The following is a 24606-nucleotide window of genomic DNA, read 5'->3' on the forward strand; positions in this document are numbered from 1 at the left end:
GTCGCTAGCCCCAGCCCGTCGTGGCCGAGAGCGAGAAGTCGCCGAGCACCTCCGAAAGAAGCTGCCGGACAGCGCTATCGGAATTGAGGGCACCCGGCTGGTAGGCGACCACGGAGATGAACGTCTGCCCGTGCACGCTTCCCGACAGCACGCCCAGCAGTCCGCCGGTGCGATGGATCGTCGCGGTGGTCGCCCACGCGAACAGTGAATACACGGCGGAGTAGTCGGCGTCGGTGCCGTCCGGTCGATTGACGACCGGGTCCATCGCCCCCAGGTTGGACGATCCGCTGGTCGTCGGGCCGCCGAGGACGAGGGTGAGCAGCCTTCTGACGACCCGTCGCGGCAGCAACGGAACCAGTGGCAGCAGTGCCTTCCGCTCGTCGGGCACCTCGTGGCGGCGGGCCAGGCTCTGCTTGATCGCGGCCCGCACCTCGCGCAGATCAGTCGTCACGGTCGCGGGGTCAACCACGACGTCGACACCGCTGAGTGCGTTGGCACGGGTGTCGTCCATGGTGCGCTCGTTGACGGGGATCGACACCGTGACAAGGCCATTCGCATCGAACCGCCCCAGTCGCTGAGCCAGACGCGCCGTCAACCCCGCCAGCAGCGCATTGCTGGTCCCGCCCAGCTCGCGTGCGCGGGCCTCCCACTCCTGTGTGTCGACGAAGGCCACCGCCCTTGGCAGCGTGACGCGTTCGTCAGATCCACCGGTCCGCCGACGGCGCGCGCGCAGGCGTTGGGCGCCGGGCTCCGCGCCGCCGCACCCACGAGCCGAAGGCCGTGCCGCGGCCCGCAGCGCGCGCCCGGCGGCGGCGATGTCGCTCGCGGCTTGGCGGGTGTCCTCGCGCAGCGCCTGCCGGCGCCTCCGCGACCTGGCGGCGGGCCAGCGAATCGGGAGATCTTGCCCATGCGCGGCAAGGGCCAGCGCGAGGTAGCCGCCGATACCGTCGACCAGGGAATGCGTGCTGACAAAGCTGATCCCCGCACCGCCTTCGGTGAACGGCAGCACGGCGAGGTGCCAGCCGGGACCGTGTTCGGCGTCCAGTCGGATGTTGGCCTGTTCGGCCAGCCAGGCATCGAATTGCTGGCGTGGTCGGGGCGCCGCGATCTCGAGCTCTGGCCGGTCGCCCGCCATGACCCAGCGAGCGCGGGCGAACGGCAGGGGCGAACGTTCGATGCGCCGCGCCAGGGGCCCACGCTGAAGGTGGTGGTGAAACGCGCGCAGGCCGTCGATGTCGATGTCGCGGTTGTACAGCCACACGCTCTGGCCGACGTTGGCGGCTCCGGCCGCCCGCTCGAACAGGTACACGCTCTGGTCGAGCGGATCGAGAACGGTGCTCATTTCTTCCGGGTCCCTTTCTCTGCAATCGCGCCGACCAACGAGTCCGAACCTGGCCAGCCGTTGGTTGCGGACAACGAGAAGTCGCTCAGAGAATCCGACAGCCGCTGTTGCAGTAGTTGATTCGAGTTGAATCGGCCCGGCTGGTATGCGAGGACCGAAACGAACACCCGTCCGCGGATTCGCCCGGACAGCAACACCAGCAACCCGCCCAGCCGCTGCATGACCGCGCGGGTCGCGCCGGGGCCGAGGGACTTCATCGCGAAGTAGTCGGCCTCGGTTCCGTCTGCCCGCAGCGCAGCCGGATCGACCACACCGAGGTTGGACGCGACGACGCTGTTGGTGCTGCTGGCCGAGACGCCGACCCATCGTCGGACCAGCCACCGCGGCAAGAACGGAGCGAGGGGCAGCAATTCCCAGCGCTCGTTGGACTCATCGCGCAGGCGAATCAGGGCCTGCTTGATGGCGCACCGTAGTCCGCTGAGGTCGGTCGTCGCGCGGGCGGGGTCGACGGTGAGGTCGATGTTCGTGATGGCGTTGGCCCGCGTGTCGCCCGCGGTGCGCTGATTGACGGGCAGGGTCAAATCGACTGTGCCGGTGGCGCCGATCCGCCCGGCGCGCTGCGCCATCCGCGCCGCGAGGCCCGCGAGCAACGTGTTGCCGCTGCCGCCGAGCGCGTGCGCGCGTGCGTCCCATTCGTCGGCATCGACAAAGATCGTCGCCGTCGGGAGCGCGACGGGTTGGTCCGCCGCCCCGGGTGCGGCCGCCGCAGGAGTGGCTGGCGCGGCGGCGGATTCGGCGCTCGCCCGGTTGCGGGCAAATCTCAGCGCAGCGACGCCGGCCGTGGCGACGTCCGGTAGGTCGAGAAGAGTCTGGCGCGCATCCGCACTGACCGCCCGCCACCAGCCGCGGGACCGGGCGGGGGGCCAGCGGACCGGGTCGCGACGCCCTACAACCGCATCCCCCAGCGCCTCGCACAACCCGACGCCGTCAACCAGGCAGTGGGTAACGATCAGGCTCACTCCGGCGCCGCCGTCGGTGAATGGGAGCACCGCGAGTCGCCATCCCGGGCAGTGCTCGGCATCCACCGGGGACTTGGCGTGCTCGCCCAGCCAGGTACCGAATTCTTCACGGCGCCTGGGCTTCTCGATCACCAGGGTGGACACGCCGCGGCCCGCGATCCAGCGGTGGCGGCCGAAGGGCAGGGGTGAGCGTTCGACGCTGCGGGATAACCGCCCCTGATGAAGATTGCGATGGAACCGGCGCAGACCCTCGATGTCGATCGCGCGGTCGTACACCCAGATGCACTGCAGGAGGCTCGTCGTTCCGGTAGCCCGCTCGCCCATGAACATCGTCTGGTCGTAGAGATCGAGTACGTTGCTCACTGTTGCCCCCATCCCACACCCGCAGTGAGCGAGAATTCGCTCAGCACACTCGTAACCCGTTGTCGCAATTCGGCACTCGAGTTGGAGCCGCCCGGCTGATACGCAAGGACCGAGATCGCGAGCTGTTGGTGCACTCGCACGGCGTGCACGGACAGCAACCCGCCGAGCCGGTGCAGCGTCGCCCGCGTCAGCCCCGGGTAGACCGCCCGCACGGCGAAGAAGTCGGCATCCGTGCCGGCTGGCCGGTTGACGTCCGCGGGCGCTACACCAAGATTCGACGAGACGACGCGGGTGGCACCGCCGGTGGCCATGGCGACGGTCTTTTTGGTGATCCGCGACGGCAGCAGCGGAACCAGGGGCAGCAGCGCGGTGGCCTCGTCGGGGAGATCCCGGTGGCGGATCAGCGCTCGCTTCATCGCGGCTCGCATCCCGCGCAGGTCCGGTCCGGCGGGGTCCACGATGATCTCGAGCATCGTGACGGCGTTGGCGCGAGTATCGGCGACGGCGCGCTGGCTGACGGGCAGCGCCAGCACGACCGAGCCGTCCACGGCGAGTCGTCCTACCCGCTCGGCCAGCCGGGCCGCCAGCGCCGCGACCAACGTGTTGCCGGTGCCGCCCGACGAGTCTGCTTGCGCCTCCCATGCTTCGGCGTCCAGGAAGACGGTGGCTACCGGAAGGGCGATGATCTCGTCGCCGTCGGTGACAGCGGGCGGCGGGGTGGCCGGGCCGGCGCTGCCGCGTTGGTCCCTGATAAACCGTCCCGCGTCCACGAGGGCCCGGCCGATGCTGGGAATGTCACGCGCCGTTTGGCGGGCGTCGGCGCACAGCGCACGCCAGCGTGGGCGGGTCCCTTCGGCGGGCCACTTGACCGGGTCGTGGCGGCCGCGCGCGGCATCCGCCACCGCGGCGTACATTGCCTGGCCGTCGGCGACGCGGTGGGTGAACACGAGGCTCACGCCCGCACCGCCGTCGGTGAAAGGCAACACCGCCAGGTGCCAGCCACGCCCGCGCTCGGCATCCAGCGGGATTTCGGCTTGCTCGCGCAACCATGCCTCGAATTCTCGACGCGGCCTCGGGACCGCGATCTGCAGCTCGGGGTGATCGCTGGATGACACCCAACGGTGGCGGCCGAACGGCAACGGCGAACGCTCGATACGGCGAGACATCCTGCCGCGCTGCAGATGACGATGGAATCGGCGCACAGCGTCGACGTCGATCGGGTCGTCATACATCCAGATGGCCTGCGCGCCGCCGGCCAGCTCGCCGAGGCTGACGAAAGTCTGGTCGACCAAGGCGAGGACGTTGCTCATCGACCGGCCACACATGCGCTCGTCCAGTCCGCGGTCGCGGCGAGCCCAAAGTCGTCGAGCACGGCGCAAAGATGTTGCCGAAGAGCGCGATCCGAGTTCTCCTCACCCCGCTGGTAGAAGTTGACCGAAACGAAAACCCGTCGATTCACGCGTCCCGAGACCAACGACAGCATCCCGCCCACGCGGTGCATCATCGTGTCGGTCGCGCCCGCGCAGACAGTCTTGAAGGCGCAGTAGTCGGCGGCCGCGCCGTCCGGCCGGTTGACGGCCGGCGGGAGCGCGCCAAGGTTGGAGGAGCCCACGGTCATTGGCATGCTGGCGGCGACGTCTGCCCACCGCGTCGCCAGCCGCTCCGGCACCAGCGGAATGAGCGGCAACAATGCCAACATCTCGTTGGGCTGTTCGCGAGAGGTGATCAACGCCCGCTTGACCGTGGCGCGCAGTTCGCGCAGGTCTGTCGTCACGGGCGCGGGGTCGACCGCGATGTCCACATTCGTGATGGCATTGGCGCGCGTATCGCCGGCGGTGCGCTCGTTGATGGCCATCGTCACGATGACCGAGCCGACCTCGTTGACCCGCCCCACTCGCTGTCCCAGCCGCGCCGCCACAGCCGAGAGCAGGGTGTTGCTGGTTCCGCCGAGCGCCTGGGCGCGCGCGTCCCACTCGTCGGCCTCGAAGAAGACCGTAGCCGTTGGGACAGCGATGAATTCGTCCGCTGCGGCTGGGGCGGCCGACCGGGCGACCCGCGGCGCGGTCGACCCCGGGCCGCGACTGCGCCGGAAGAGCCGGATGGCGGCGAGGATCGCGCGGAGGATGGCGGGGATGTCGCGCATTGCCCGGCCGACGTCTTCGAGCACGGCTCGCCATCGCCGGCGTGATCTGGCGGCCGGCCACTCGGCGGCGTCGGAAGCGCCGCCGGCCGCGTCCGCCAGCAGCTCGCATAGGCCAACGCCGTCGGTCAGGCAGTGCGAGGTGACCAGGCTGACGATCGACCCGCCGTCGGCCAGGGCCGACACCGCCAGCCGCCAGCCGGGACCGCGCTCCGCGTCGATCGGGCTATTGGCCTGCGCGTTGAGCCATGCGTCCAGTTCGTCTCGGGGCAACGCCGTGGCGGTGATGTCGAGTCCGGGTTGGTCGCCGGGTGAAATCCAGCGATGGCGACCGAACGGCAGCGGCGAGCGTTCGATGCGGCGGGATAGCCGCCCCCGCTGCAGCTCACGATGGAACCGACGCAGTCCCGCCATGTCGACGCCGCGGTCGTATACCCAGACGAATTGCACCACGTTGGTGATTCCGGACGCCCGCTCGAAGCGAAAGAAACTCTGGTCCATCAGATCCAGTACGTTGCTGTCCATTGCTAGAACCCCGTGCCAATCGGTTGCGGGTCGGAACGCCCGGTCAGTTCGGGTGACGGCCAACCCGCCGTGGCGGTCAGCAGAAAGTCCCCCAGGGTCAGTGAAAGCTGCTGTTGCAGAGCATTGTCCGAATCGATCCGGTCCGGCTGGTACGCGATGGCGGAGACGAACACCCGGTCCTGCGCGCTACCCGCAATCAAGGACAGGGTCCCGCCGACGCGACGCATCATCGCATCGGTGACGACTCCGTTGCAGGCCCTGATGGCGAATTGGGCGGGGTCGGTTCCGTCGGGCCGCGAAGCGGGTTCTATCGCACCGAGATTCGACGCGACGACATGGACCGCACCACCGGCTCCCAGTCCGGCCATCCGCCGCACGGCCCAATGGGGCAACAGCGGGGCCAGCGGCAGCAGTGCCAGCCGCCCGTCCGGCTCGTCCTGGGCGCGGATCAGCGCCAGCTTGGTGTCGGCCCGAATGTCGCGCAAGTCCGCCGTCGCGGACGCCGGATCGACTGTCATCTCGACATTGGTGAGCGCGTGCGCCCGGGTATCGCCAAAGGTCCGCTGGTCGCGCCGCATTGCCACGTTGACGGAGCCGTCGGCGGCCACCCGTCCGATTCGCTCGGCCAGGCGAGCCGCGACCCCCAGGAAGAGCGAATTCGGCGTCCCACCAAGGGACCGGGCCCGGAAGTCCCACTCGTCGACGTCGACGAAGATGGTTGCCGTTGGCAGCGTGCGGGATTCGTCCGCACCACTGCGGGGCACTGCCGAATCCGCAAAACCACATGCACCACTCGACATTCCAGCAGCAGCGACGATGGCGCGGGCAACGCCTGCGATGTCGCCCGCGGTTTGACACGTGTCCTCGAGCACCGACCACCAACGCGGATTCGATCCTGCCGCGGGCCAGCGCATCAGGTCATCGAAGCCGCACGCCGCGTCCGCCACCGCGTCACAAAGCCCTACGGCGTCGGTGAGACAATTCGGGATCACCAAGCTGAGCGCCGCGCCGCCGTCGGAGAACCGGAGCAACGCGAGGTGCCACTCGGGCCCGTCCTCCACGTCCAGGGCGGTGCCGGCCTGCTCGGCCAGCCAGCCATCGACTTCGGCGCGCGGGCGGGGCGTCGGGACGATCTCGAGGGCGGCCCGGCCGCTGGGCGCGACCCAGCGATGACGGCCGAATGGCAGCGGCGAGGTTTCGACGCGCCGCGATAGTCGTCCTCGCCGCAGGTGATGATGAAACCGGTGGAGGCGTTCGATATCGACCGCGTCGTCATAGACCCACACGCACTGCACCACGCTTCCGAATCCCATCGCCCGCTCGAAGCGAAACAGGGACTGATCGAACAAATCGAGTAGGTTGCTCACTATTCCTGGACCCGTTCCGTCACCCGATGGCGGCCAGATACGCCGCGCTCAGCCTGCTGTTCACGGCGTCGGCGAACGCGTCGGTCAACGCGGCCAAGTAGAGGTGTACCGAGTTGCGTGCGACCGGATTGTCCGGAAACGAGACCGTCGCGGTCGTCTTCCCGACGTGCCGGCCGATCCAGATGTTGATCCCGCCACGCGAGAGGTTGTCACCGTAGATCCCAAAGTTCGTCCGCTCCTGCATCTCGCGGATCGGGACATGACGGAAGTCGTTGAAGGAAACCATCATTGATGGCGTAGCCCCGGGTTGCAGTCCCAGCTGGTCCGGCGTCGCCAATTCGAGAATCCGCCCGAACGGCACGTCCGCGAGCCGCTTGGCGGCGTTGAAGGAGCTCTGCGCCGCCCGCGCCGCGTCGGCGAACGAGTCCGTGCCGGTCGGCACGATGACCGGCACCATGCTGGCGAACCAGCCGACCGTCATCGTGTCGATGCCCGGCCTGCGCGCGTCGTAGGGCGTGAGTCCGTAATAGGCTTCGGCACCGGTCAATTCGCGATCAGTCATGGCGACGCAGGCAAACACCCCGCCGCTGAACCGCGCGCCCGCCTCCTTGCAGGCGGCCTCGAAGAACTCGGTCTCGGCCGCATCCAGCAACTGGATCGTCAGGTAGTCGCCGTCGCAACCGGCGGCCACGTCACCGAGCGGCAACGGGAAGGTGGGCCAGTAACCATTGGTCCGTCGCACGAACTCGCGCCAATCCCTGACTTCTGGGGAAAACAGGGTCAACTCCGACACCTTGTCGTGTTGCCGCGCGGTGTAGTCGCGGTAGCTCTGGATCGGCGCGGGGCGTGGCAGGTCCTGGTAGGTCAGGTGGATGTCGTTGAAGATCAGGAACGTGGATATGCCATCGATGTGCAGATGGTCGACGCTGGCGTAGAAGCTGAAATACCCTTCGTGCTGGACGATCCCGAACGCAAAGCAATCCCACTGCAGCGTGTCCGGCGGCGCCGTCAACACGTGCGTGCGGATCTGTTCGGTACTCATGTGCCCTAACTGGACGGGCACCAGGTCGATCGCCTCGGGGTTGTCGACCGTCCAGGTGACGACGTCGTCGTCGAGTTCGAACCAGTCGTGGTAGGTGTCGTGCCGACGCACATGGGCGTTGATCGCCGCCGTCATCGCGGCTATATCGCACACGCCGGGAATCTCCCACGCCGTGATGATGAGGCGAGGCAGCCGCTGTCCCGCAATCGCGCCCTCGTAGGCGCTGGCCAGATATTCGGCGCGCTGATACGAGGGCGCCACCTTGCTGCGGCGCGATGTCCGTGCCGCCTCGCGCACCGCCGCCGCCGAAACCACCCAGGTGGTGACCTGCCCGTGCGCCGGATGCCACTCGTTGATGCTTCCCAGTGCCACTACCCCCTCCTTACTGTGCGATGTGAGGTCTTCTGCCCTGCAGGGCGTACAAAGGCCGCGCCGGATGTCGGCGACCGTCGTTACTCGTTAGTGCGTGGCGGCCATTGCCCTGTGACGGCGATGAGTTCGGTTTGAGCGCGACGTACGTCACACGACAGAGAAGTCGGCTCTCCCACATGGTGATTCGCCTGAATTCGCTTGGTAGGCCAAGCCACGTGCCGCTCCCGACACGCCCAGCATGAAGTGCTCTTCTGCCTAGACCCTGCTGAGTGACATCGATCAAACCCCCCCGTGCGCAAAGTGCGACTTTGTCTGTTGCACTTGATATTACGGATCTTGTACAGCAGCCGTGGCGGATTCGCGAAGGTTTGCCGCACGCTCAGCGGAAGGCTTGGACAACACTTAAGGCCATTGTCGCCGTTGTTATTTGACGCTCGTCGGCGTCGCCGGCGAGATTGCCGTGAGTCGCGACACGCCAGGCATGCGTTGCGGGCCTACGTGTTCGCCAGGGCGATGCCGGTCAGGCCGTAGCCCAGATCGATCAACTCGCGTTCGCTTCCGTCTGCGGTGTTGACGACGCGAATGTGTCCGGTGAGATCGCCGACGTAGTATGTGACGCCGTCCGTGGTCGCCAGGCCGATGGCTTCGTGGAAGCCGCGCGAACAGACCTGCGGCCGGCCGACCGCAGGCTCGACCTGCGCCCGGTTGAGCGTATTTCCGTCGGGCGGGTCTCCCCGGTCGGTCCACACCAGCGTTCCGGTGTCATCGATATCCAGATCGATCGGTTCGGGCAGGTCGGACCACAGCACCTCGATGTCGTCGCGCCGGTCGGCGCGATGCCCGGGCCGCAGATCGAGGGGTGCGCGCAGAATCTGGCCGTGGCCGGAGTTAGGTGCGCCCTTCTGCGACCAGTAGAGCGTCCTGCGGATGGTGTCGATAGCCACACCGACACAGTGATTTCGGGCATCGCGGGCGGCGACGGCACCGGCGCCGGCGATCACGAGCGCCTCCAGGTCGGACCCGTCCAGGTTGCAACGCAGCACCTGCATGCCCTCACGGTCACACCAGTACATCTTGCCCTCGCCGAAGTCCGCGGCCATCTGCTTGCCGGTGGTGAAGGAGCCGCGGGCCACGATCGTGCGGCGATTGCCGCCGTCGAAGTCGACACGTTCGATCGAACCGTTGCGGTTGAAGAAGTTCGAGTCGACGCTCGCCGTAGCGCCGGCATCCGCGTAGCCCATGTTGGTCCAGTAGATGTGCCCGCGGCGCTCGTCCACCAGCACGCCATCCGGGTTTTCGTCGAGGCCGTCGACCAGCATGCGGACCCGTGAACCGTCGAGCGACACCGCCTGCATGACGCGCTCTCGGACGTTGAGGACCAGCAGTTCGGTCATGACTTCCGCCGACCCGAGTGGGTGTTTCGGACGCGAGGCCGCCGCGCCTGGGTCATCCGCGACGGCGGGGCACCGTGGATGAGCCGACGGTCCTGCGCCTTGCTCGCGCAGCTCTGGCCACCGGCCGAGAGCATTTCCAGCTCGGCGCTCGCGGTCGCGAGCTTCACGGCGCTCTGCCGCAGCGCGAACAGCTCGTTGTGCGTCGTTGCGGCCGGCCTGTGCAGCGACCCGGCCAACCGCGCGAGTTCAATCTCCGCGGCGAACAGGCCGTCGGCGATAAAGCCGCGGCGGGCCGCATCGGCGGAAGGCGCCGCGGGCCGATGTTGCTCGAGAGCCGCCTTGGTCAGTCCGAGGCACGTGGCCGTTTGCAGCACCATCAGGGTCGGCCGCACCGCCTCACGAAACCCGGTCAGATCGGTCGACAGCACCTGCTCGTGCGGTACGAATGCACCTTGGAGTTCGAGGCCCGCCGCCGTCGGCTTCAGCCGGCCACCCACCACGACGCCCGGCGTGTCCAGCCTCAGCGCGACGATCACGTTCTGGCCGGTGTTGGTCTGCGCCGCGGTGATCAACAGCGAATCGGGCCGCAGTTGGTCGCTGGCGCACCCGATTGGACCGTATACGTCGAAGCCGCCCCGGACCGCGGTCGCGGTCAGATCCAGGCGGCTGTGACCGGCCACGTGGTTGAACGCTGACGTCATGGCGGTGATGGCGCACGCCGAGCCGTCCAGCAGGGGCTCCGTCGCAACGATGCTGAATGGTGTTGCGGCGGTGAGCAAGTACTCGACGGCCATGCGGTTGTCCCGTACGCAGAGCCCCATTTGCATGCACTCCGCGGCGATCAGCTCGAGCGCCTCGGCCATCTCGGGCAGCCGTGCGTCGGCGTTGGCCGGGGAGCCCAGCCCCAACAGGCCAAGGCCGCCGAGAGCGCTCAGCAGGCCCCGAAAATCGCTCTCGTCACGATTGACCGCTCCCCCGTAGGCGCGGATTTTCTTGAGCAATCCCGAGCCGACCAAATCGGACACCGCGGCCGTCGCCGGAGATTCTGTTCGGCGCAATTTTTTTGGAATCGCGGTCCTCGATCGCCAAGTCAGCTGGGCCGGCTGCTTGCGGTTCTTCTCCGACCGGCACCGCACGTGCACCTTCTTCGGCGCCGGCCAGCCCAGGGCCTTGACCGCTCCCCGCACGAAGGCCTCGTCAATCTGCGCCGGCACGTCAGCAACGGCGACGGTGAATGCAGCCGATGAGTTCGTCGACGTGATCGACACTTCCACCGCGCCGACGCTGGGAATCAGGCACCGCACGAAGGCAACGACCTGCGCCACCGTCACCGGCAGGGGCGGGTTGCATACCGCTACGAACATCGATTCCTCGCTCTCCACCGGGTGATTCGGTCACCTGCCGCATTTCGCTCTTGACGCATTGGTGTTCATCAGGCATTTCTTTGTGACGGCCGCGGCGCCGCGGGCGGGGACGATATACATCACACATCCGACCTTGTGCGGCTCCCTTACAATCGGCGCCGGCCGCCTAAGGTCCGAGGTTTAATTCCGTTGCGGTCCACGAGGATCTCGGGTGCCCGGCCGGCGCGACACGCCAAACCTGATGCACCCGAGACACGCGCGGCATTGCTTACTTACGGTGCTGCGGCCCGCCGGGTCTGGCCTCGGCGACATGCCTGCGGCTGTCCATGTAAGGCTGCGGTGATGGCCTGGTAGCCAACGGGTGTCGATTCCACCCTTCCGGGCGCGGGCGGTGCGGCGCAGGGCCCTCGACTGGCGCTGCCGCGGGATTCGCCGACGGGGGCCGCGCCGGATTCGCCGACGGGGGCCGCGCCGGATTCGCCGACGGGGGCCGCGCGGGATTCGCCGACGCGGGCCGCGCGTGCTCCGACGACGCATGGCACCGGCGCGCCAACTGGGCCAGGTAATCACAGGTGCGCGCCAGGGTGCTGAACTGTACCGTCCAGATGCGTTCGCGGCCGCGCCGGCAGCTGCGCACCAGGCCCGCCGATTCCAGCAACTCCAGGTGTTTGGTGGCCGCCTGGCGGGTGATGGGAACGACCTCGACGACCTTCTTCGTCGAACTGGGGCCGACGTCGCAGAGCCAGCTCAGGATGCACAGGCGATTGGGGTCGCCCAGGGCGCCGAACTGCGCCGATCCGATGAGGATGGGCGCGGCGACGACGCCGCCCGCCGGGGCGGGCTGGCCGCCGGTCGTCGGGTTTTGCCGCATAGCTGTGCCGGGCGGCGCTGGCGGGCGCGCCCGGTCGGCCGGGCGGCCATAAGGTGAGTGGTCCACTGCTCCTCCACGATGAATGGCAATTCGGTGAAATTCGTTTCATCCGTGGGCGGGTACCAACGATCCGTCCAAGGCGAAGGCTGCGAATCGTTCAGTGCGACACCGTGAGAGCGATACGGCTCGCCTCTGAGGCTTTTGCCTCAGGTCTTGGCGATTCGGCCTTTGCTGATTGGTGTGTTTCGGTCGTTGATCCGTGACGGCCGGGAGGCCTTGTACGTGGGGGACATAGATCACACATTGGGGACTGTTGGGTTCGCTTACAATCCCGCGCGATTGGCAAATTGAGCTGGCGTGAGGTCGGCGTTAGAACGTTGTTGCGGAGATACTTTGGCGAATTCAGCGCGCCTGTTTGGTAGGCGCCGGCATCGCTTTAGAGTTGGTGTGGCCTGGTGGGCACCACGTATCGATTCCGGCCGTCCGTGCGCGTCGGGTACGGCGGTGGGCCCCCGACCGGCAGGCGCCCCGGAAATCCTCGCGGCGGCCGGGTCGGACCCGTGAGCGCGTGGGACCGACGCGCCAACTGAGCCAGGTAATCGCAAGTGCGGCCCAGCGTGTTGATCTGGACCGTCCAGATGCGTTCCCGGCCGCGGCGGCAGCTGCGCACCAACCCCGCCGCCTCCATCAACTCCAGGTGTTTGGTCGCCGCCTGGCGGGTGATCGGCAGCACCTCGACGATCCTCTTGGTCGAACTGGGTCCCGCGTCGCAGAGGCGGGTCAGGATGCAGAGTCGATTGGGGTCGCCCAGCGCGCCGAACTGCGCCGAGCCGACGAGAACGGGCGTGGAGAGGACGCCCGGGCCGGGCGGGTCGCCGGCCTCGCCAAGGGCGCGCGCCGTGTGGTCCCGGTCGGCCGGCCGTGAAGAATTCGAGTGGTCCATTATTCCTCCAGATGCATTGCTATACGTGAAATTCAGCTCATGGGTGGGGCGCGCCGCCGGTCAGCAGGCAGCGTCATACGAGCGCTCGGTGAGAGCGCCTCGATAACAAGTGGTGGAGCGCGCTTACAGCGCCGCTGCCATCGCAGGAAGCTTGGCGGCAAGCACCTCGGCCGGCAGGATCTGCGGCGGTGTGCTCAGCAGCCGGTCGGCATTGGCCATCAGCGCGGTCGCGATCCGGCCCCGCAGGTGCGCCTCGCGGTCCTGCTCGGTTGGAAAGGCATCGACGATCCAGAAAGTATTCGAATCGGTGCGCAGGGCGAACCAAACGGTAGTACCCTGCTCTTCGTTGGCGAGTTCGACCGCGCCGGCCAGAAATGCGCCGACTTCATCGGCAGTCTCCGCCCTCGCAACCAGTTTGGCAACGACGGCTTTAGTTGCTGTGGGTTGGTTGATGCTCATCGTGGCTCCTGAGGGGTTTCGCGTCACCCGTTGTGACGCAATGAGCTCAACCGTAAGAGCGGCGACTCCCCCCTACCACTAGCGGATGCGACTGTTTTACTGCATTTTGCGCCAGCAAATGCGCCAGATTCACTACCATTTGCGCCATGCGGATTGGGATCGTGGCCCAGGACGGTTGTTTCGTTTCGGCAGTCGCCTCGATGATCGATATCATCGGGACCGCTGAAGTCGTTCGGCAGCACATCGATCCGTCCATCGCGCCGATCTCCGTGGAGATAGCGGCGTCGGGCCGCAAGATCACCAGCACGGCCGGCATCACGATGAGCGCGACGCGCACGCTGTCCGAGCTGTCCGACCTCGACGTGATCATCGTCCCGGCGTTGGGCACCATCACCGGACCGGACACCGAAGCGGCCCTGGCCAGTGTGTCAGGGCAGCGTGTTGTCCGGACGCTGCGCAACGTCGACCCCGACCGCGTCCGACTGGCCGCGGCGTGCACCGGGGTGTTCACCCTGGCCGAGACCGGCCATCTGGACGGGCGGCGCGTGACGACGTCATGGTTTCTCGCGCAGGTGTTTATCGATCGCTTCCCCGCCGTGTCGATCGACCTCGACAGCATGCTGGTGGCCGACGGCCCTTTCCTGACCGCCGGCGCGGCATTCGCCCATATCGACCTGGCCCTGTCCATCCTGCGCAGCATTTCGCCGGCCCTGGCACGGCGCGTCGCCGAACTGCTGCTGATCGAGGAGCGGCCCTCCCAGGCCGAGTTCGTCATGTACGACCACCTCGAACACCACGACCCCGTCGTCTTGGAGTTCGAGCGCTACGTCCGCCAGAACCTCGACCAGCCACTCGATATCGCGACCGTCGCGCGACTCCTCGGCACCAGCCGCCGATCATTGGAGCGACGCACCCGCCAGACCGTCGGGCTGAGTCCGCTCGACATCGTGCGCAGGCTGCGAGTCGAGCGGGCCGATCATCTCGCGCGCACCACACACCTCAACACCGAGCAGATCGCCGCGCGGGTCGGCTACGCCAACGCGGACACGCTGCGAGCCCTACAGAAGCCCAGGGTCAAAGCTTCCAGCGCCTAAACGCAACGGGCTCAACCAGGCTGGCCACACGCGTGTTCGGCGATGCGCGGCTACAGTGCCGGCTCGATGTCCGTGTGGTTGTCGCCCGGGCCCGCGATGGCCGACGCGCCGTTGGCATACGCGATCGCGATGTTGTTGTTGCCGTTGAACGCCTTTGCCAGCGCGTTGTCGGCAACGACCACCGCGACGTTTCCGCTGCCCTGGTCCCCGGCGGCGGCCCCACCGGCCACGGCGGTACTGCCATCGCCGACCACCACGGCGGCGTTGAGATTACCTGCTGCCGCAGAGATGTTTTCGTTGTTGTCACCGACGGCCACCGCAGCGTTGCCGTAGTTGCCCGCGGCACCGGCGTTGGCCAGCACATCGTCGTTGCCGGAGCCGACGACAGTGGCGAGCGTCGCAAGGCCGCGGTCGCGCAGGGTGCCGACACCTATCGGGGACACGTTCTGCAAGTCGGCTGTCTAACAGCGTGTTCCGCTCGATAGCGAGTGGGCGCACCCGCCACCCCGACATCGTCCTGACGATGCACGGGGACGCAACCAAACTGGGGCGTGTAGCAATCAGGCCGAAATCCGGTGCCGAACAACGTGATCTGGCCGACCTGGCGGCGCCGTCGGCAGCAGCCGCTGCCCGTAGGCGGCCAAGACCTCGCGCTGCGCAGCGATGGCGCCGACGTACCCGTCCGGTCGAACGAGCACGGCCGCCCCGTCCCCGACACCATAGGCGCTGTCGATGTGCCGATCGTCGTCGAGCACGTCGACACCGATCTCGTAGGAGTGCAGCCACGGGTGGTCGAGGCTCGGTGCGCGACTTCCGAACCGCAGCAGCGTCCAGTGCGCGCCACTGAAAAGGGTAAACAACCGCGTCGGGCCTCTGCCGCTCTGCAGGCACACGGCGTCGGGTGCGCGATCCCCGGCAACCAGCACGGCGCCGCCGTTCTCGTCGACCGTCAGCGGCCCGTCCCGGAAGCTGATATCGGGTTGCTGCGGGCGCGCGACACGCACGAACTGGTCATGCGGGCCGCCGAAGACACCATGCGCCACGACGCTGTTGACCACCAAGTTGTGCGTGGCGACATGCAACCGCTCCGCTTCGTAGCTTGCCAGCAGTTCGTCGTCGGCCTCGGCGCCCCCCGCCAACCCGACCAGCACGGTGGCCAGCTTCCAACCGAGGTTGTAGGCGTCCTGCACACCGCTGTTGAGCGCCTGCCCGCCATAGGGCGGGAGGACGTGACCGGCATCGCCGGCGAGAAACACCCGCCCGGTGTGCAGGGCACGCGCCACACTGACTCGCGGTCGCCAGACGGTTGCCCAACTCAACTCGCACAACCGAATATCAGAGCGACCCGACAGCTCGTCGACCACGGCCTGCAGTCCCGCGACGGTCGTCCGAACGCGCGGCACCGTCGTGTTGAGCACAAACGTCTGGCTGCCGCCGGCGAGCGGGGTGAGGGTCAAAGCGCCGTGCTCGTCGCTCATCCAGACGTGCCCGCAGTCGTGGTCCAGTCCCTCGACAACCAGGTCGGCCTGCAGCATTCCCACCTCGCTGCGCGTCGTCGCCGCGAACGGAATCGCGAGCAACCGGCGCACCGTGCTGTGCTTGCCGTCGGCGCCGACCAGGAAAGCGGTGCGGAGGGTGTCGCCGCTGGCGAGACGCACGGTCACGGCGTGGTCGTCCTGCTCGAAGGCGGTTATCTCGGCGCCTAGCTCCACTTCTCGGCCATACGCGCAGAGACGCGCCCGCAGTATCTGCTCGATACGCGACTGCGGCAGCAGCCAGGGATTGGGGTAGGGCACGTCGGGACGCGGCGGCACCGGTTGACGCGCATGGATGCGGAGCATCGCCGACTTCTCGTCGTAGACGTGCATCGTCGGTTCGGCGATGCCGGCCCCGTACACATCGTTGAGCACGTCGAGGTCCTCGAAGAGTTCCAGCGTGCGCGGTTGCAGCAGGTGACCGCGCGAGCCGGACGGGAACTCGGTGGCCTTGTCGATGATGCGAAGGTCAATTCCGCGTCGCGCCAACTCGATTGCCAGGGTAAGGCCGGTAGGTCCCGCGCCCACGATAAGAACTTGGGTGTCCATTAAGACCCCACGGGTGTCACCAGCGAGAATGCCTCGCCGGCGGAATCGGCGGACCCCGCGGCCGCCCGGGCGTATCCGAACATTTCCCAACGTAATTGGGCGTCGGTCGGAGTCTGGACGACCAGGAACGCCGCCTCCCGATAGTGCCGGCTCGCCGAGGTGTTGGCCGCGAACCCCCTGGCGCCGGCGGTCTGCAGCTCCACCAGTGCACCGCTGACGGCCAGCTCGACGGCCAGCATGCGCAGCCAGAGCAACTCCCGCTCCGTGGGCGGCTGCGCGGTGCCGACCGCGAGACATGTGCTCGTCAACCGCGATTCGGCCATGGCGACGCCCCGCGCGAGCTGGTCAACCCCGGGACCAAACACCGAATTCACGCCCGTCAGCGCGAGCCTGGCCGCGGCCACGGTGGACGCGGCCAGCCCCACGGCCATGGCGGACTGCAGCAGGTAGCTCGTCGGGCGGACGACATCCAGGAAGTCGTCGAAGTCGGTGGCGAGTATCTGCGCTGACTCGACATGGACGTCGCGCAGGACCAGATACGACGAGGCGGTGCTGTCCATCGCCATCAGTGGCACGTCGTCGCCCACGATGACGCCCGGGGACGTGAGGGGCACCGCGATGATCAGCCTGCCGCCGGCCTCCGTGCGTGCCGCCGTGACTAGCAGCGAGTCGTGGTAGAGGTTGCTCGCCCACGGGATGAGCCCCGACACGCGATAGCCATCGCCCACCGGGGCGGCGACGAGTTCCAGGGCCCCGCAGCCGGCCGAGTTCTTGAACGCCGAGGCCATGGAGCTGACGCCCAGCGTCGCACCGGCGATCAGCGATTCCGCCGCCGCCATGCTGAACGGCGTTGCGGCGAGCTGCGGCGGGAATGCAGCTCGCCGCAGTCCAGCGCCACGGCGTGGGTCCGAATGTCTTCCAGCAGATCTGCGTCGATGAATGCATCGTTCGGGTCGGTCGTCCTGGTCACCGCTCTGTCTCCTTTGCTTCGGGCGGAACATCCCTCAGTCAGAGCCCATTGGTGCAGAACTTCCTTCCGGCACGGCTGATGTTCGCCTCCTGGTGTGTTTAGTGCATCCAGGTCCGCGCCGTGTGACGCCGGTAAGTCTCACTAACCGAGCGACAAACTTCACATTCGCGGTCTAGCCGGCCATCGCCATGACTTCACGCCGACCGACCGGGCCGGCGAAGGCCCCCGACCCCCGGTCGCCGCCGACGTCGTTGTCGCTGTAGCTGTCACCGCCGCTGTCGCTGTCGCGAAGTGACAGCGGGTGCACCGGAAAGTCGAAGTAGGTGTCCGGATAGGGCTCCCGTTGGAATGTGTAGTGCCACCACTCGTGCGGATCGTTGACAAATCCCATGGATCGCAGAACACCCTGCAGCAGCACCCGATTCGTGATCTGCTCGCTCTGCAGCCCCGCGTCCCGCGTGTGAGTGAGCGGGTCGAAGCAGTCGAATGCCGTTCCCATGTCGATCGAGTCGTCGGCCGGACGCGACGCGGCCGGCGCCGTGCAATCGGTCCGGGATGTGCGCATCGCCGAGTCTTTGCTCGGCACCACGGGCAGCCGCACCAGCGTGAGGTCCACGGCGCTACCGCGGCTGTGGTCTGAGCGTCCGGCGATGAAGCCGTCGCGCACAAGATCCGATTTGTCAACGCGCGGATAGAATTCGGCCTTCGTCCGCTGGTCACTGGAGTCGCGCGCCCAGGCGAGGAGAGCGTTGGCCGCGCGTTGGGGACGGTAGCAATCGTAGACCCGCAGCGAGTAGCCGAGCTCGGTGAATTCGCGCTGCGCACGCCTAAGCCCTTGCGCCGCTTGCCGAGTCAGGATGCACATCGGCGCTCGATAACCGTCGACGGGCTGCCCGGTCACGTTGTCGCCCGAAAAGTAGCGAATATCCACCAGAATGGTGGGATCGATCTCCCGCAACGCGACGAAGTCTTCCGGCGCGGCCGGTTCCGGGTCCCATGAAGCCAGGCCGGCCCCAAGGCTGCACACGATCGCGATCACAATGGCCACAAAACCGCTGACGCTCAGACTATAACGGTCCAATCCGTCGGCCGGCGGGAGCGAAGGCTCGCTCGGCAACTCGGCTGTTGCGGACTGAGTTCTCTTGAATGACAAGGGTTGCCTGCCTTTCGGGGGTTCGCCAAGTTGGTGTTCGGCGGGCCGTCCAGCGTGACGCCACCACAGGCGATTCACAGCGACGAGCGCTGAGTCCCCCCGAGGCCCCTCGAGGCTCCCTGTGACGCCGACAGGCGCGGGCAACACGCATTGCATGTCACCCGCGCCTGTGGCGTCTGGCTTGTCGTCGGTCAGGCCCAGCTGGACCCGACGGCCGAGTCGGTGCTGGCCATGTTGCTGCCGGCCATCTGCACCTGTTGTCCGTGCGAGTTGGCCTGCTCGTAGATCACCTGGAAGTTGCGTCCCAACTGGGTGATGAACTCCTGGCAGGCCACCGAACCCGCACCGCCCCAGAAGTCACCGGCAGCCAGCACATCGCGCACGATGGCCTGGTGCTCGGCCTCCAACGACGCCGCCTGAGCCCGAAGTAGGGCCCCGTGCGCATCCACATCAGCGAACTGGTAATTGATCGTCATCGTCGAATTCCCTTCTAGCTGCTCAAGATCTGCTGAGACGCCTGCTCTTGCTGCTCATAGTTGTTGGCGTCACGGACCAACCCGTCGCGCACGCCGTGCAGCATGTTCACGATGTTGCGGAACGCCTGATTCATCTGATCCATCGTGTCGTAAGACGTCGCCTGCGCGGTGCCGCTCCAGCCGGCACCGGCGATGTTGGTCGACGACGCCCACATCCGGCGCGCCTCGTCCTCCACCGTCTGCGCGTGGGTCTCGAACCGACCCGCCATCGCCCGCATCGCGTGCGGGTCCGTCATAAACCGAGTACTCACCAATTACTCCTTCTGTCAGAACTGACCAAAAACGTTGACGTGCAGAAGCTCTGCGGGGCCAGCCGCCACCCCCCGCCTAACCGACCCCGGTGCCCGGTATGACCCTGGGGCGGTTCTGCAGCACGTGCGGACTCGCGCCGCCGCGGCCCATCATGCCGCCGGGCATCCCGGCGCCGGCACCCGAACCACCCATCGGCATGGGCATCATCGGCATGCCGCCGGTGCCCGTCGGCGCCCCGGCGGCGGAGGCCAACTCGGCGGCGTTGGCGGCCGCGCCGGGGCCGAGCCCCGACATCGCCGCACTGGCCATTTTCGCCGGCATCGAGCCCTCCCACGTCGGGGGCACCGACAAGGCTCCCACCAGCCGCGAGTGGCCCAGACCGGCCGACAGCGCTTCCCCAAAACCGCCGCCGCCCAACGCCTTCGCCGCGGGGCCCATCTCGCCGACGAATTTCGTCGTATCGGCCGCCAGCGTCGCGGCCGAGCCGGCCAGCCCGGTGCCACCGCCGTTTGCCGCCTGCTGGAGGAGGCTCATCATCGGCGACATCATCATGCTGGCGGGATACATCGCCATCTGTGCCAGCTGGCTCAACGAGGACAGTGGCAACCCCGCGACCAACGATTCGACCGAGGACACCGCATCCGGAATCGCGGCCACCGCCGTCTGCACCTGCGCCGAGACCGCGGCCCCGGCCGCCGCGAGCTGGGAGCCCACCTGCGAGGCCGCCCCGGCGACCTGGGTCCCCACCTGGGTGGCCCACTCCGAAGCCTGCGAGACCAATCCGGCGAGATTCAGCGGCGGAATGGCGAACGGCGCCAACGTCGAAGCCACCGATGTGGCCCCGCCGTGATACCCCACCATCGCGGCCACGTCCTCCGCCCACATCTCCAGGTAGCTGAACTCGTTCTCGAAGATCGCGGGCGTGTTCAGGCCCAGGAAATTCGTGGCGACCAGGGCCGACAGCGCCGTCCGATTGGCGGTCACCGCCACCGGGTGCACCGTGGCGGCCCTCGCCGTCTCGAACGCGATCGCGGCCGCGCGGGCCTGGCCGGCGGCCAGCGCCGACTGTTCCGCGGCCGCGTTCAACCACGCGACATAGGGCGCTGCCGCCGCCGCCATCGACAACGACGCCGGACCCGACCACGAGCCGGTCGCCAAGGCGGCGATCACCGAGTTGAACGACGCCGCCGAAGCCGACAAGTCCTGAGCGAGCCCCTGCCAGGCCACCGCGGCCAGGTGCATAGGACCCGACCCGGCACCCGCAAACAGCCGGGCCGAGTTGACCTCCGGCGGCAACCCCGCGAAATCCAGCATCATCACCGCTCCCCTCGCGGCGTCGCCCTGCGCGCCTTAACCATTCGCCGAAGTCCACTCGTAGGGCAGAAATTTGCCGTCGAACTCCACCACGACGCGGTCGCCCGACGGGTGCGACTTCTTCTGCAGGTCCACGCTGAAGTTGATCGCGCTCATGATGCCGTCGCCGAACCGCTCGTGGATGAGCTCCTTGATCGCCCCGCCGTAGACCTGCAGCGCCTCGTACAGCCGGTAGATGGTGGGGTCGATGGGGACCGCGGCGGCCCGCCCCCGCATGACCGGCCCGGCCAGCACCGGCACCACCGAGTCGTCCATCCCGAGCATCTCGAGCAGGATCTCGGCCTGCTCCGCCGGAATCGGGTGTTGGCCCAGCAACGCCGACGTCGTCCACAGCACCGGCCGGTCGATTGCGTCCGCCAGCTCCTGCCAGGTCAGCCCACGCTCCAGCCGGGCGACGCCGATCCGTTCGGTGATCTCGTTTCTGTTCATCGGCGTAGCGTGCACGTGCGTCCTTTTTTGGTGGCGTGGGGAGAACAGGAAAATGTGTCCGGAGTTCCGCTCAACATAGCAGGGAATTGCGCAGTGCGACTTTCCAGTCCGAACAACTAGGGGGAATTCAATTGGACGCGCCGCGATGCGGTTGCGTATCGCTGACTCGCGGCACGAATCGGCAATATTGTGGTTGCGGCTCAGACATTATTTGAGCGATCCGACCAACGCTTGTAGGGCGGCAAATTCGGCGGTCAGGTCGTTGGTCAGATCGTTGAAAAAGCCCGCGATCTCGCTACCCGTGTTCCCGATCCCGGAGTCATAGCTACCACCGGTGTTCCACAGCCCGGATATGGCGGAGCCGGCGTTACCCACGCCCGAAACGTTCTGGCCCGGATTCAGGATGTGACCGTTCAGGTAGCCGGACACACTGCTGCCGCTGGCGGCGAGGTTATTGAGGAAACCCGAGGTGTTGGGGCTCGAGCTGGTCCCGCCGGGAAAGCCGTTCAGCCCACCCGAGGTGCCCGAGCCGTAGTTGAAGAAGCCCGACGAGTTGCTCTGCGCGAAGACCGGGTTGAGGGAACCGAGTGACAGCCCCGGATTCGGCGTGAGGTTGAACAGCTGGATGTCGTGAGTGCCGAAGTCGACCGTGAAGGAGGTGTGTTCGTTGAAATCCTTCGTATAGTCCGGAACGCTGATTTCGCCCTTGACCCCGAGTAGCACGTCGGCCTCGGGATGGACGCTGATGGCGTAATGCCCGCGCAGCACGCCCTCCAGGTTTCCGCGCCACAGGAAACCGTTGTTCTCGTCGCCGGTGATGAATGCCCCGGTGTTGACGTCGCCGGAGTTGCCGATTCCAGTGTTGAAATCGCCCGAGTTGAGCCGACCGGTGTTGACGTTGCCGGAGTTGAGGTTGCCGGTGTTTTGACTGCCCGCGTTGCCCCAGCCGGTGTTGTCCGAACCGGAGTTCCAGTGGCCGGTGTTCTGGCTGCCGGAGTTCTGCCAGCCCGTATTCGCCGAGCCCGAGTTCCACAGCCCGGTGTTGAAGCTGCCGGCGTTGCCGAGTCCGAAGTTCCCGTCACCCGAATTGAAGAATCCAACGTTGTTGTCGCCCGAGTTGAACAGGCCGAAATTGTTGTTGCCGGAGTTGAACAGGCCCACGTTGCCCGAGCCGGAGTTCAGGCCCGCGATGACGTTGCCGACGCCGAACTGGTTGTTGCCGCTCAGCGTGATTCCGATGTTGGTGTTTCCGTTGTTCGACAGGCCGATGTTGTTGTCACCGAGGTTGCCGAAACCGATGTTGTTGTTGCCGACGTTGCCGAAGCCGATGTTGCCGGTGCCGTGATTGCCGAAGCCGATGTTGAACGACGGCCCGGTATTGATGTTGCCCAATCCGAAGTTCAGGTTGCCGATATTGGCCCGCCCGAAGTTGTAGTCGCCGATGTTGGCCGAACCGAAGTCGAAGGTGCCGTTGTTGGCGATGCCGAACAGGTTGTCGCCGACGTTGCCGAAGCCCGCGTTGAGCTGACCCAGGTTGCCGAAGCCCAGGTTCCAGCTCTGGAAGCCGTTGAGCACACCCGAGACATCGCCGGGGCCGGAATTGCCGAACCCGGAACCGCCGTCGAGCAGGGTGTTGAAGATGCCCGACATGTTGTTGCCGAGGTTCAGCGCACCGGCGTTGTTCGTGCCGAAGTTGAAGAACCCTGACGTGTTCATCCCCTGCGGGCCCTCGGCGCCGATGTTGTTGAAGAATCCGGAGGTGTTGCCGCTGAAGTTGCGGAAGCCCGAACTGGCGGTCGGGCCGGTGTTGTGGTTGAAGAATCCCGACGCCACGGTGGCCGGGCCGTCGAAGACGCTGGCACCGAAATTGCCGATGCCGGGCACGGCCTGCAGATCGATGATGGTGACGGGCATGTTGAGCGAAATGCCGAAGTAGGGCGTCACCTGCAGGTCGAACAGGTCTTTGACATGCAGATCGACCAAGGTGAAACTGAACGACTGCTGAGGCAGCGAGAGCTGAACCGTGTAGTCGTAGGCGATCTGATTGTTGTTGTCGGTGCTGTAGTTGTTGCCGATGTTCCCGCTGCCGGAATTCATGGCGCCGGTATTCAGGTCGCCGGTGTTCAGCAGGCCCGTGTTGAAGTCGCCCGCGTTCGCGATGCCGGTGTTGGTGCCCCCGACGTTGAAACTGCCCGTGTTGACGTTGCCCACGTTGGCGTTGCCCGTGTTGTTGCTGCCGGCATTGGCCGTCCCGAAGTTGAGGCTGCCCGAGTTGTAAAGACCGGTGTTCTGGTTGCCGGAGTTCCCGAAGCCGGTGTTGTAGTTCCCCGAGTTGCCGATGCCCCAGTTGCCGTCGCCCGAGTTGAAGAAGCCGACGTTGTTGTTGCCGGAGTTGAACAGGCCGACGTTGCCGGTACCCGAGTTGAAGCCCGCGGTGATGTTGCCGATGCCAATTTGGTTGTCGCCGCTGAGCCCGATCCCGAAGTTGTTGTTGCCGCTGTTCCCGAAGCCGATGTTGCCGGTACCGAGGTTGCCGAAGCCGATGTTCCCGTTGCCCAGGTTGCCGATGCCGAAATTGCGGCCCCCGGTCGCCGAACCCAGGTTGCCGAAACCGAGGTTGCCGTTGCCGACGTTCCCGCTGCCGATATTGCCGCTGCCGTTGTTGCCGCTGCCGAACCAGTTGCCGCTGCCGTTGTTTCCGTTGCCGAATACGTTGGCATTGCCCTGGTTGCCGCTGCCGAAGTTGTTGGTCCCGACGTTGCCGATGCCCACGTTGGAGACGGCGCTGGCCACCGCACCGGGCAGGCTCTTGGCGAAGTTCTGCCAGGGCGCCAACCGGCTGGCCAACGCCGAGGCGTCGATGTGATAGCCGGACATGGCGGCCACGTCCTGCGCCCACATCCGCTCGTATTGGGCCTCGGTCTCGGCGATCGCCGGGGCCGCGAGCCCGAACAGGTTCGACCTGACCAGGGAAACCAGCCGATTGCGGTTACCGGTAACCGCCCACGGGTGCACCGTCGCGACCAGCGCCGCCTCGAACGCAGCCACCGCCGTCCGAGCCTGGCCGGCCGCCTCTGCGGCCCGGGTGGCCGACGCCATCAGCCCCTTGGCGTAGTTCGCGGCCACCTCCCCCATCGCGATCGACGCCGGACCCTGCCACGCGCCGTTCGCCAGCCCGGACGTGACCGTCGAAAACGACTCCGCCGCGGCCTCCAGCTCGTCGGCCAGGCCGGCCCACGCATTCGCCGCGCCCGCCAGCGGACCCGAGCCGGCACCCGAATACATCAGCGCCGAGTTGACCTCGGGAGAAAACAGCGCAAAATTCATGATTCAACCTTTCACGGCACGCTTCCGTGCCGCGCGAATTGCTGGGCCGACTAAAAGCGAACGTAATGTAATGTGAGCCGCGCCGAACAGGGGTCTGGTTAGTCGAAACAGGCGCGATTTATTAAAGTCATCTCCGACCTTGGCTAAATGGCCAAACATGCAATGCGCCGACTGCATTTAAGGCAA

20 protein-coding genes and 2 pseudogenes are annotated in these 24606 nt (G+C 66.9%); 1 reads left to right on the plus strand and 21 read right to left on the minus strand.

Annotated elements, in window-relative coordinates; all coding sequences use genetic code 11:
* Window positions 1-4: 4 nt before the first annotated feature.
* The 11 genes and pseudogenes from AC5Y5V_RS12350 to AC5Y5V_RS12400 form a co-directional block, all read right to left on the minus strand.
* Window positions 5-1342 (minus strand): hypothetical protein, encoded by a 1338-nt coding sequence (locus AC5Y5V_RS12350; RefSeq protein ID WP_499935012.1) that lies wholly within the window; start codon window positions 1340-1342, stop codon window positions 5-7.
* Window positions 1339-2724 carry a hypothetical protein gene (locus AC5Y5V_RS12355; protein WP_499935015.1) on the minus strand — a complete coding sequence of 462 codons (1386 nt, stop codon included), beginning with the start codon at window positions 2722-2724 and terminating at the stop codon, window positions 1339-1341. The genes AC5Y5V_RS12350 and AC5Y5V_RS12355 overlap by 4 nt, the downstream gene beginning before the upstream one ends.
* Window positions 2721-4034, minus strand: a complete 1314-nt coding sequence (locus tag AC5Y5V_RS12360; protein WP_499935018.1) for a hypothetical protein — start codon at window positions 4032-4034, stop codon at window positions 2721-2723. The genes AC5Y5V_RS12355 and AC5Y5V_RS12360 overlap by 4 nt, the downstream gene beginning before the upstream one ends.
* Entirely contained in the window at window positions 4031-5389 is a 1359-nt protein-coding gene (locus AC5Y5V_RS12365; RefSeq protein ID WP_499935021.1) for a WS/DGAT/MGAT family O-acyltransferase, read from the minus strand. The genes AC5Y5V_RS12360 and AC5Y5V_RS12365 overlap by 4 nt, the downstream gene beginning before the upstream one ends.
* A 2-nt stretch (window positions 5390-5391) precedes the next feature.
* On the minus strand, window positions 5392-6738 hold the full coding sequence (locus AC5Y5V_RS12370) for a hypothetical protein (protein WP_499935024.1): 1347 nt from the start codon (window positions 6736-6738) through the stop codon (window positions 5392-5394).
* Window positions 6739-6775: 37 nt separating this feature from the next.
* Window positions 6776-8170: a condensation domain-containing protein gene (locus AC5Y5V_RS12375; RefSeq protein WP_499935027.1), complete on the minus strand. Its 1395-nt coding sequence runs from the start codon at window positions 8168-8170 to the stop codon at window positions 6776-6778.
* Window positions 8171-8664: 494 nt separating this feature from the next.
* Complete coding sequence (locus AC5Y5V_RS12380; protein ID WP_499935031.1) at window positions 8665-9564, minus strand: hypothetical protein; 900 nt, start codon at window positions 9562-9564, stop codon at window positions 8665-8667.
* The gene (locus AC5Y5V_RS12385; protein WP_499935034.1) at window positions 9561-10928 is read right to left on the minus strand and encodes an acyl-CoA dehydrogenase family protein; all 1368 of its coding nucleotides are present in this window, start codon (window positions 10926-10928) and stop codon (window positions 9561-9563) included. Before AC5Y5V_RS12385 ends, AC5Y5V_RS12380 begins: the two co-directional genes overlap by 4 nt.
* A 514-nt stretch (window positions 10929-11442) precedes the next feature.
* Window positions 11443-11799: pseudogene (locus tag AC5Y5V_RS12390) on the minus strand (ArsR/SmtB family transcription factor); the annotation flags it as partial.
* 574 nt (window positions 11800-12373) lie between these two features.
* Window positions 12374-12610, minus strand: a pseudogene (locus AC5Y5V_RS12395) (ArsR/SmtB family transcription factor); the annotation flags it as partial.
* Window positions 12611-12865: 255 nt separating this feature from the next.
* Entirely contained in the window at window positions 12866-13201 is a 336-nt protein-coding gene (locus AC5Y5V_RS12400; protein WP_499935036.1) for a putative quinol monooxygenase, read from the minus strand.
* 146 nt (window positions 13202-13347) lie between these two features.
* On the opposite strand from AC5Y5V_RS12400, the gene AC5Y5V_RS12405 reads away from it, so the two are divergent.
* The gene (locus AC5Y5V_RS12405) at window positions 13348-14295 is read left to right on the plus strand and encodes a GlxA family transcriptional regulator (RefSeq protein WP_499935042.1); all 948 of its coding nucleotides are present in this window, start codon (window positions 13348-13350) and stop codon (window positions 14293-14295) included.
* Between the two features lie 50 nt (window positions 14296-14345).
* Here the strand turns inward: AC5Y5V_RS12405 and AC5Y5V_RS12410 are convergent, their stop codons facing one another.
* The 10 genes from AC5Y5V_RS12410 to AC5Y5V_RS12455 form a co-directional block, all read right to left on the minus strand.
* Window positions 14346-14747, minus strand: a complete 402-nt coding sequence (locus tag AC5Y5V_RS12410) for a hypothetical protein (RefSeq protein ID WP_499935046.1) — start codon at window positions 14745-14747, stop codon at window positions 14346-14348.
* A gap of 108 nt (window positions 14748-14855) precedes the next feature.
* The gene (locus tag AC5Y5V_RS12415; RefSeq protein ID WP_499935049.1) at window positions 14856-16379 is read right to left on the minus strand and encodes an FAD-dependent monooxygenase; all 1524 of its coding nucleotides are present in this window, start codon (window positions 16377-16379) and stop codon (window positions 14856-14858) included.
* Window positions 16379-17218, minus strand: a complete 840-nt coding sequence (locus AC5Y5V_RS12420; RefSeq protein ID WP_499935051.1) for an acyl-CoA dehydrogenase family protein — start codon at window positions 17216-17218, stop codon at window positions 16379-16381. The genes AC5Y5V_RS12415 and AC5Y5V_RS12420 overlap by 1 nt, the downstream gene beginning before the upstream one ends.
* Window positions 17197-17349 (minus strand): hypothetical protein, encoded by a 153-nt coding sequence (locus AC5Y5V_RS12425; RefSeq protein ID WP_499935053.1) that lies wholly within the window; start codon window positions 17347-17349, stop codon window positions 17197-17199. Before AC5Y5V_RS12425 ends, AC5Y5V_RS12420 begins: the two co-directional genes overlap by 22 nt.
* 172 nt (window positions 17350-17521) lie before the next feature.
* Window positions 17522-18388, minus strand: a complete 867-nt coding sequence (locus AC5Y5V_RS12430) for a M15 family metallopeptidase (protein WP_499935056.1) — start codon at window positions 18386-18388, stop codon at window positions 17522-17524.
* A 305-nt stretch (window positions 18389-18693) separates the two neighbouring features.
* Window positions 18694-18978, minus strand: coding sequence for a WXG100 family type VII secretion target (locus AC5Y5V_RS12435; RefSeq protein ID WP_499935058.1), 285 nt, complete (start codon window positions 18976-18978; stop codon window positions 18694-18696).
* A gap of 14 nt (window positions 18979-18992) precedes the next feature.
* A complete protein-coding gene (locus AC5Y5V_RS12440; RefSeq protein ID WP_499935060.1) occupies window positions 18993-19289 on the minus strand; it encodes a WXG100 family type VII secretion target in 297 nt (98 codons plus the stop codon).
* Between the two features lie 76 nt (window positions 19290-19365).
* Complete coding sequence (locus tag AC5Y5V_RS12445) at window positions 19366-20607, minus strand: PPE family protein (RefSeq protein ID WP_499935061.1); 1242 nt, start codon at window positions 20605-20607, stop codon at window positions 19366-19368.
* 33 nt (window positions 20608-20640) lie between these two features.
* A complete protein-coding gene (gene cynS, locus AC5Y5V_RS12450) occupies window positions 20641-21093 on the minus strand; it encodes a cyanase (protein ID WP_499935064.1) in 453 nt (150 codons plus the stop codon).
* A gap of 207 nt (window positions 21094-21300) precedes the next feature.
* Window positions 21301-24420 (minus strand): PPE family protein, encoded by a 3120-nt coding sequence (locus tag AC5Y5V_RS12455; RefSeq protein ID WP_499935068.1) that lies wholly within the window; start codon window positions 24418-24420, stop codon window positions 21301-21303.
* Between the last annotated feature and the right edge of the window lie 186 nt (window positions 24421-24606).

It is taken from the genome of Mycobacterium sp. NGS68, assembly GCF_059812195.1.

What these genes read in the sequence shown, in the direction of transcription:
- AC5Y5V_RS12350 (WP_499935012.1), bottom strand. Translation starts at nt 1,342, where the DNA reads ATGAGCACCGTTCTCGATCCGCTCGACCAGAGCGTGTACCTGTTCGAG.
- AC5Y5V_RS12360 (WP_499935018.1), bottom strand. Translation starts at nt 4,034, where the DNA reads ATGAGCAACGTCCTCGCCTTGGTCGACCAGACTTTCGTCAGCCTCGGC.
- AC5Y5V_RS12365 (WP_499935021.1), bottom strand. Translation starts at nt 5,389, where the DNA reads ATGGACAGCAACGTACTGGATCTGATGGACCAGAGTTTCTTTCGCTTC.
- AC5Y5V_RS12380 (WP_499935031.1), bottom strand. Translation starts at nt 9,564, where the DNA reads ATGACCGAACTGCTGGTCCTCAACGTCCGAGAGCGCGTCATGCAGGCG.
- AC5Y5V_RS12385 (WP_499935034.1), bottom strand. Translation starts at nt 10,928, where the DNA reads ATGTTCGTAGCGGTATGCAACCCGCCCCTGCCGGTGACGGTGGCGCAG.
- AC5Y5V_RS12400 (WP_499935036.1), bottom strand. Translation starts at nt 13,201, where the DNA reads ATGAGCATCAACCAACCCACAGCAACTAAAGCCGTCGTTGCCAAACTG.
- AC5Y5V_RS12405 (WP_499935042.1), top strand. Translation starts at nt 13,348, where the DNA reads ATGCGGATTGGGATCGTGGCCCAGGACGGTTGTTTCGTTTCGGCAGTC.
- AC5Y5V_RS12415 (WP_499935049.1), bottom strand. Translation starts at nt 16,379, where the DNA reads ATGGACACCCAAGTTCTTATCGTGGGCGCGGGACCTACCGGCCTTACC.
- AC5Y5V_RS12420 (WP_499935051.1), bottom strand. Translation starts at nt 17,218, where the DNA reads ATGGCGGCGGCGGAATCGCTGATCGCCGGTGCGACGCTGGGCGTCAGC.
- AC5Y5V_RS12435 (WP_499935058.1), bottom strand. Translation starts at nt 18,978, where the DNA reads ATGACGATCAATTACCAGTTCGCTGATGTGGATGCGCACGGGGCCCTA.
- AC5Y5V_RS12445 (WP_499935061.1), bottom strand. Translation starts at nt 20,607, where the DNA reads ATGATGCTGGATTTCGCGGGGTTGCCGCCGGAGGTCAACTCGGCCCGG.
- cynS (WP_499935064.1), bottom strand. Translation starts at nt 21,093, where the DNA reads ATGAACAGAAACGAGATCACCGAACGGATCGGCGTCGCCCGGCTGGAG.
- AC5Y5V_RS12455 (WP_499935068.1), bottom strand. Translation starts at nt 24,420, where the DNA reads ATGAATTTTGCGCTGTTTTCTCCCGAGGTCAACTCGGCGCTGATGTAT.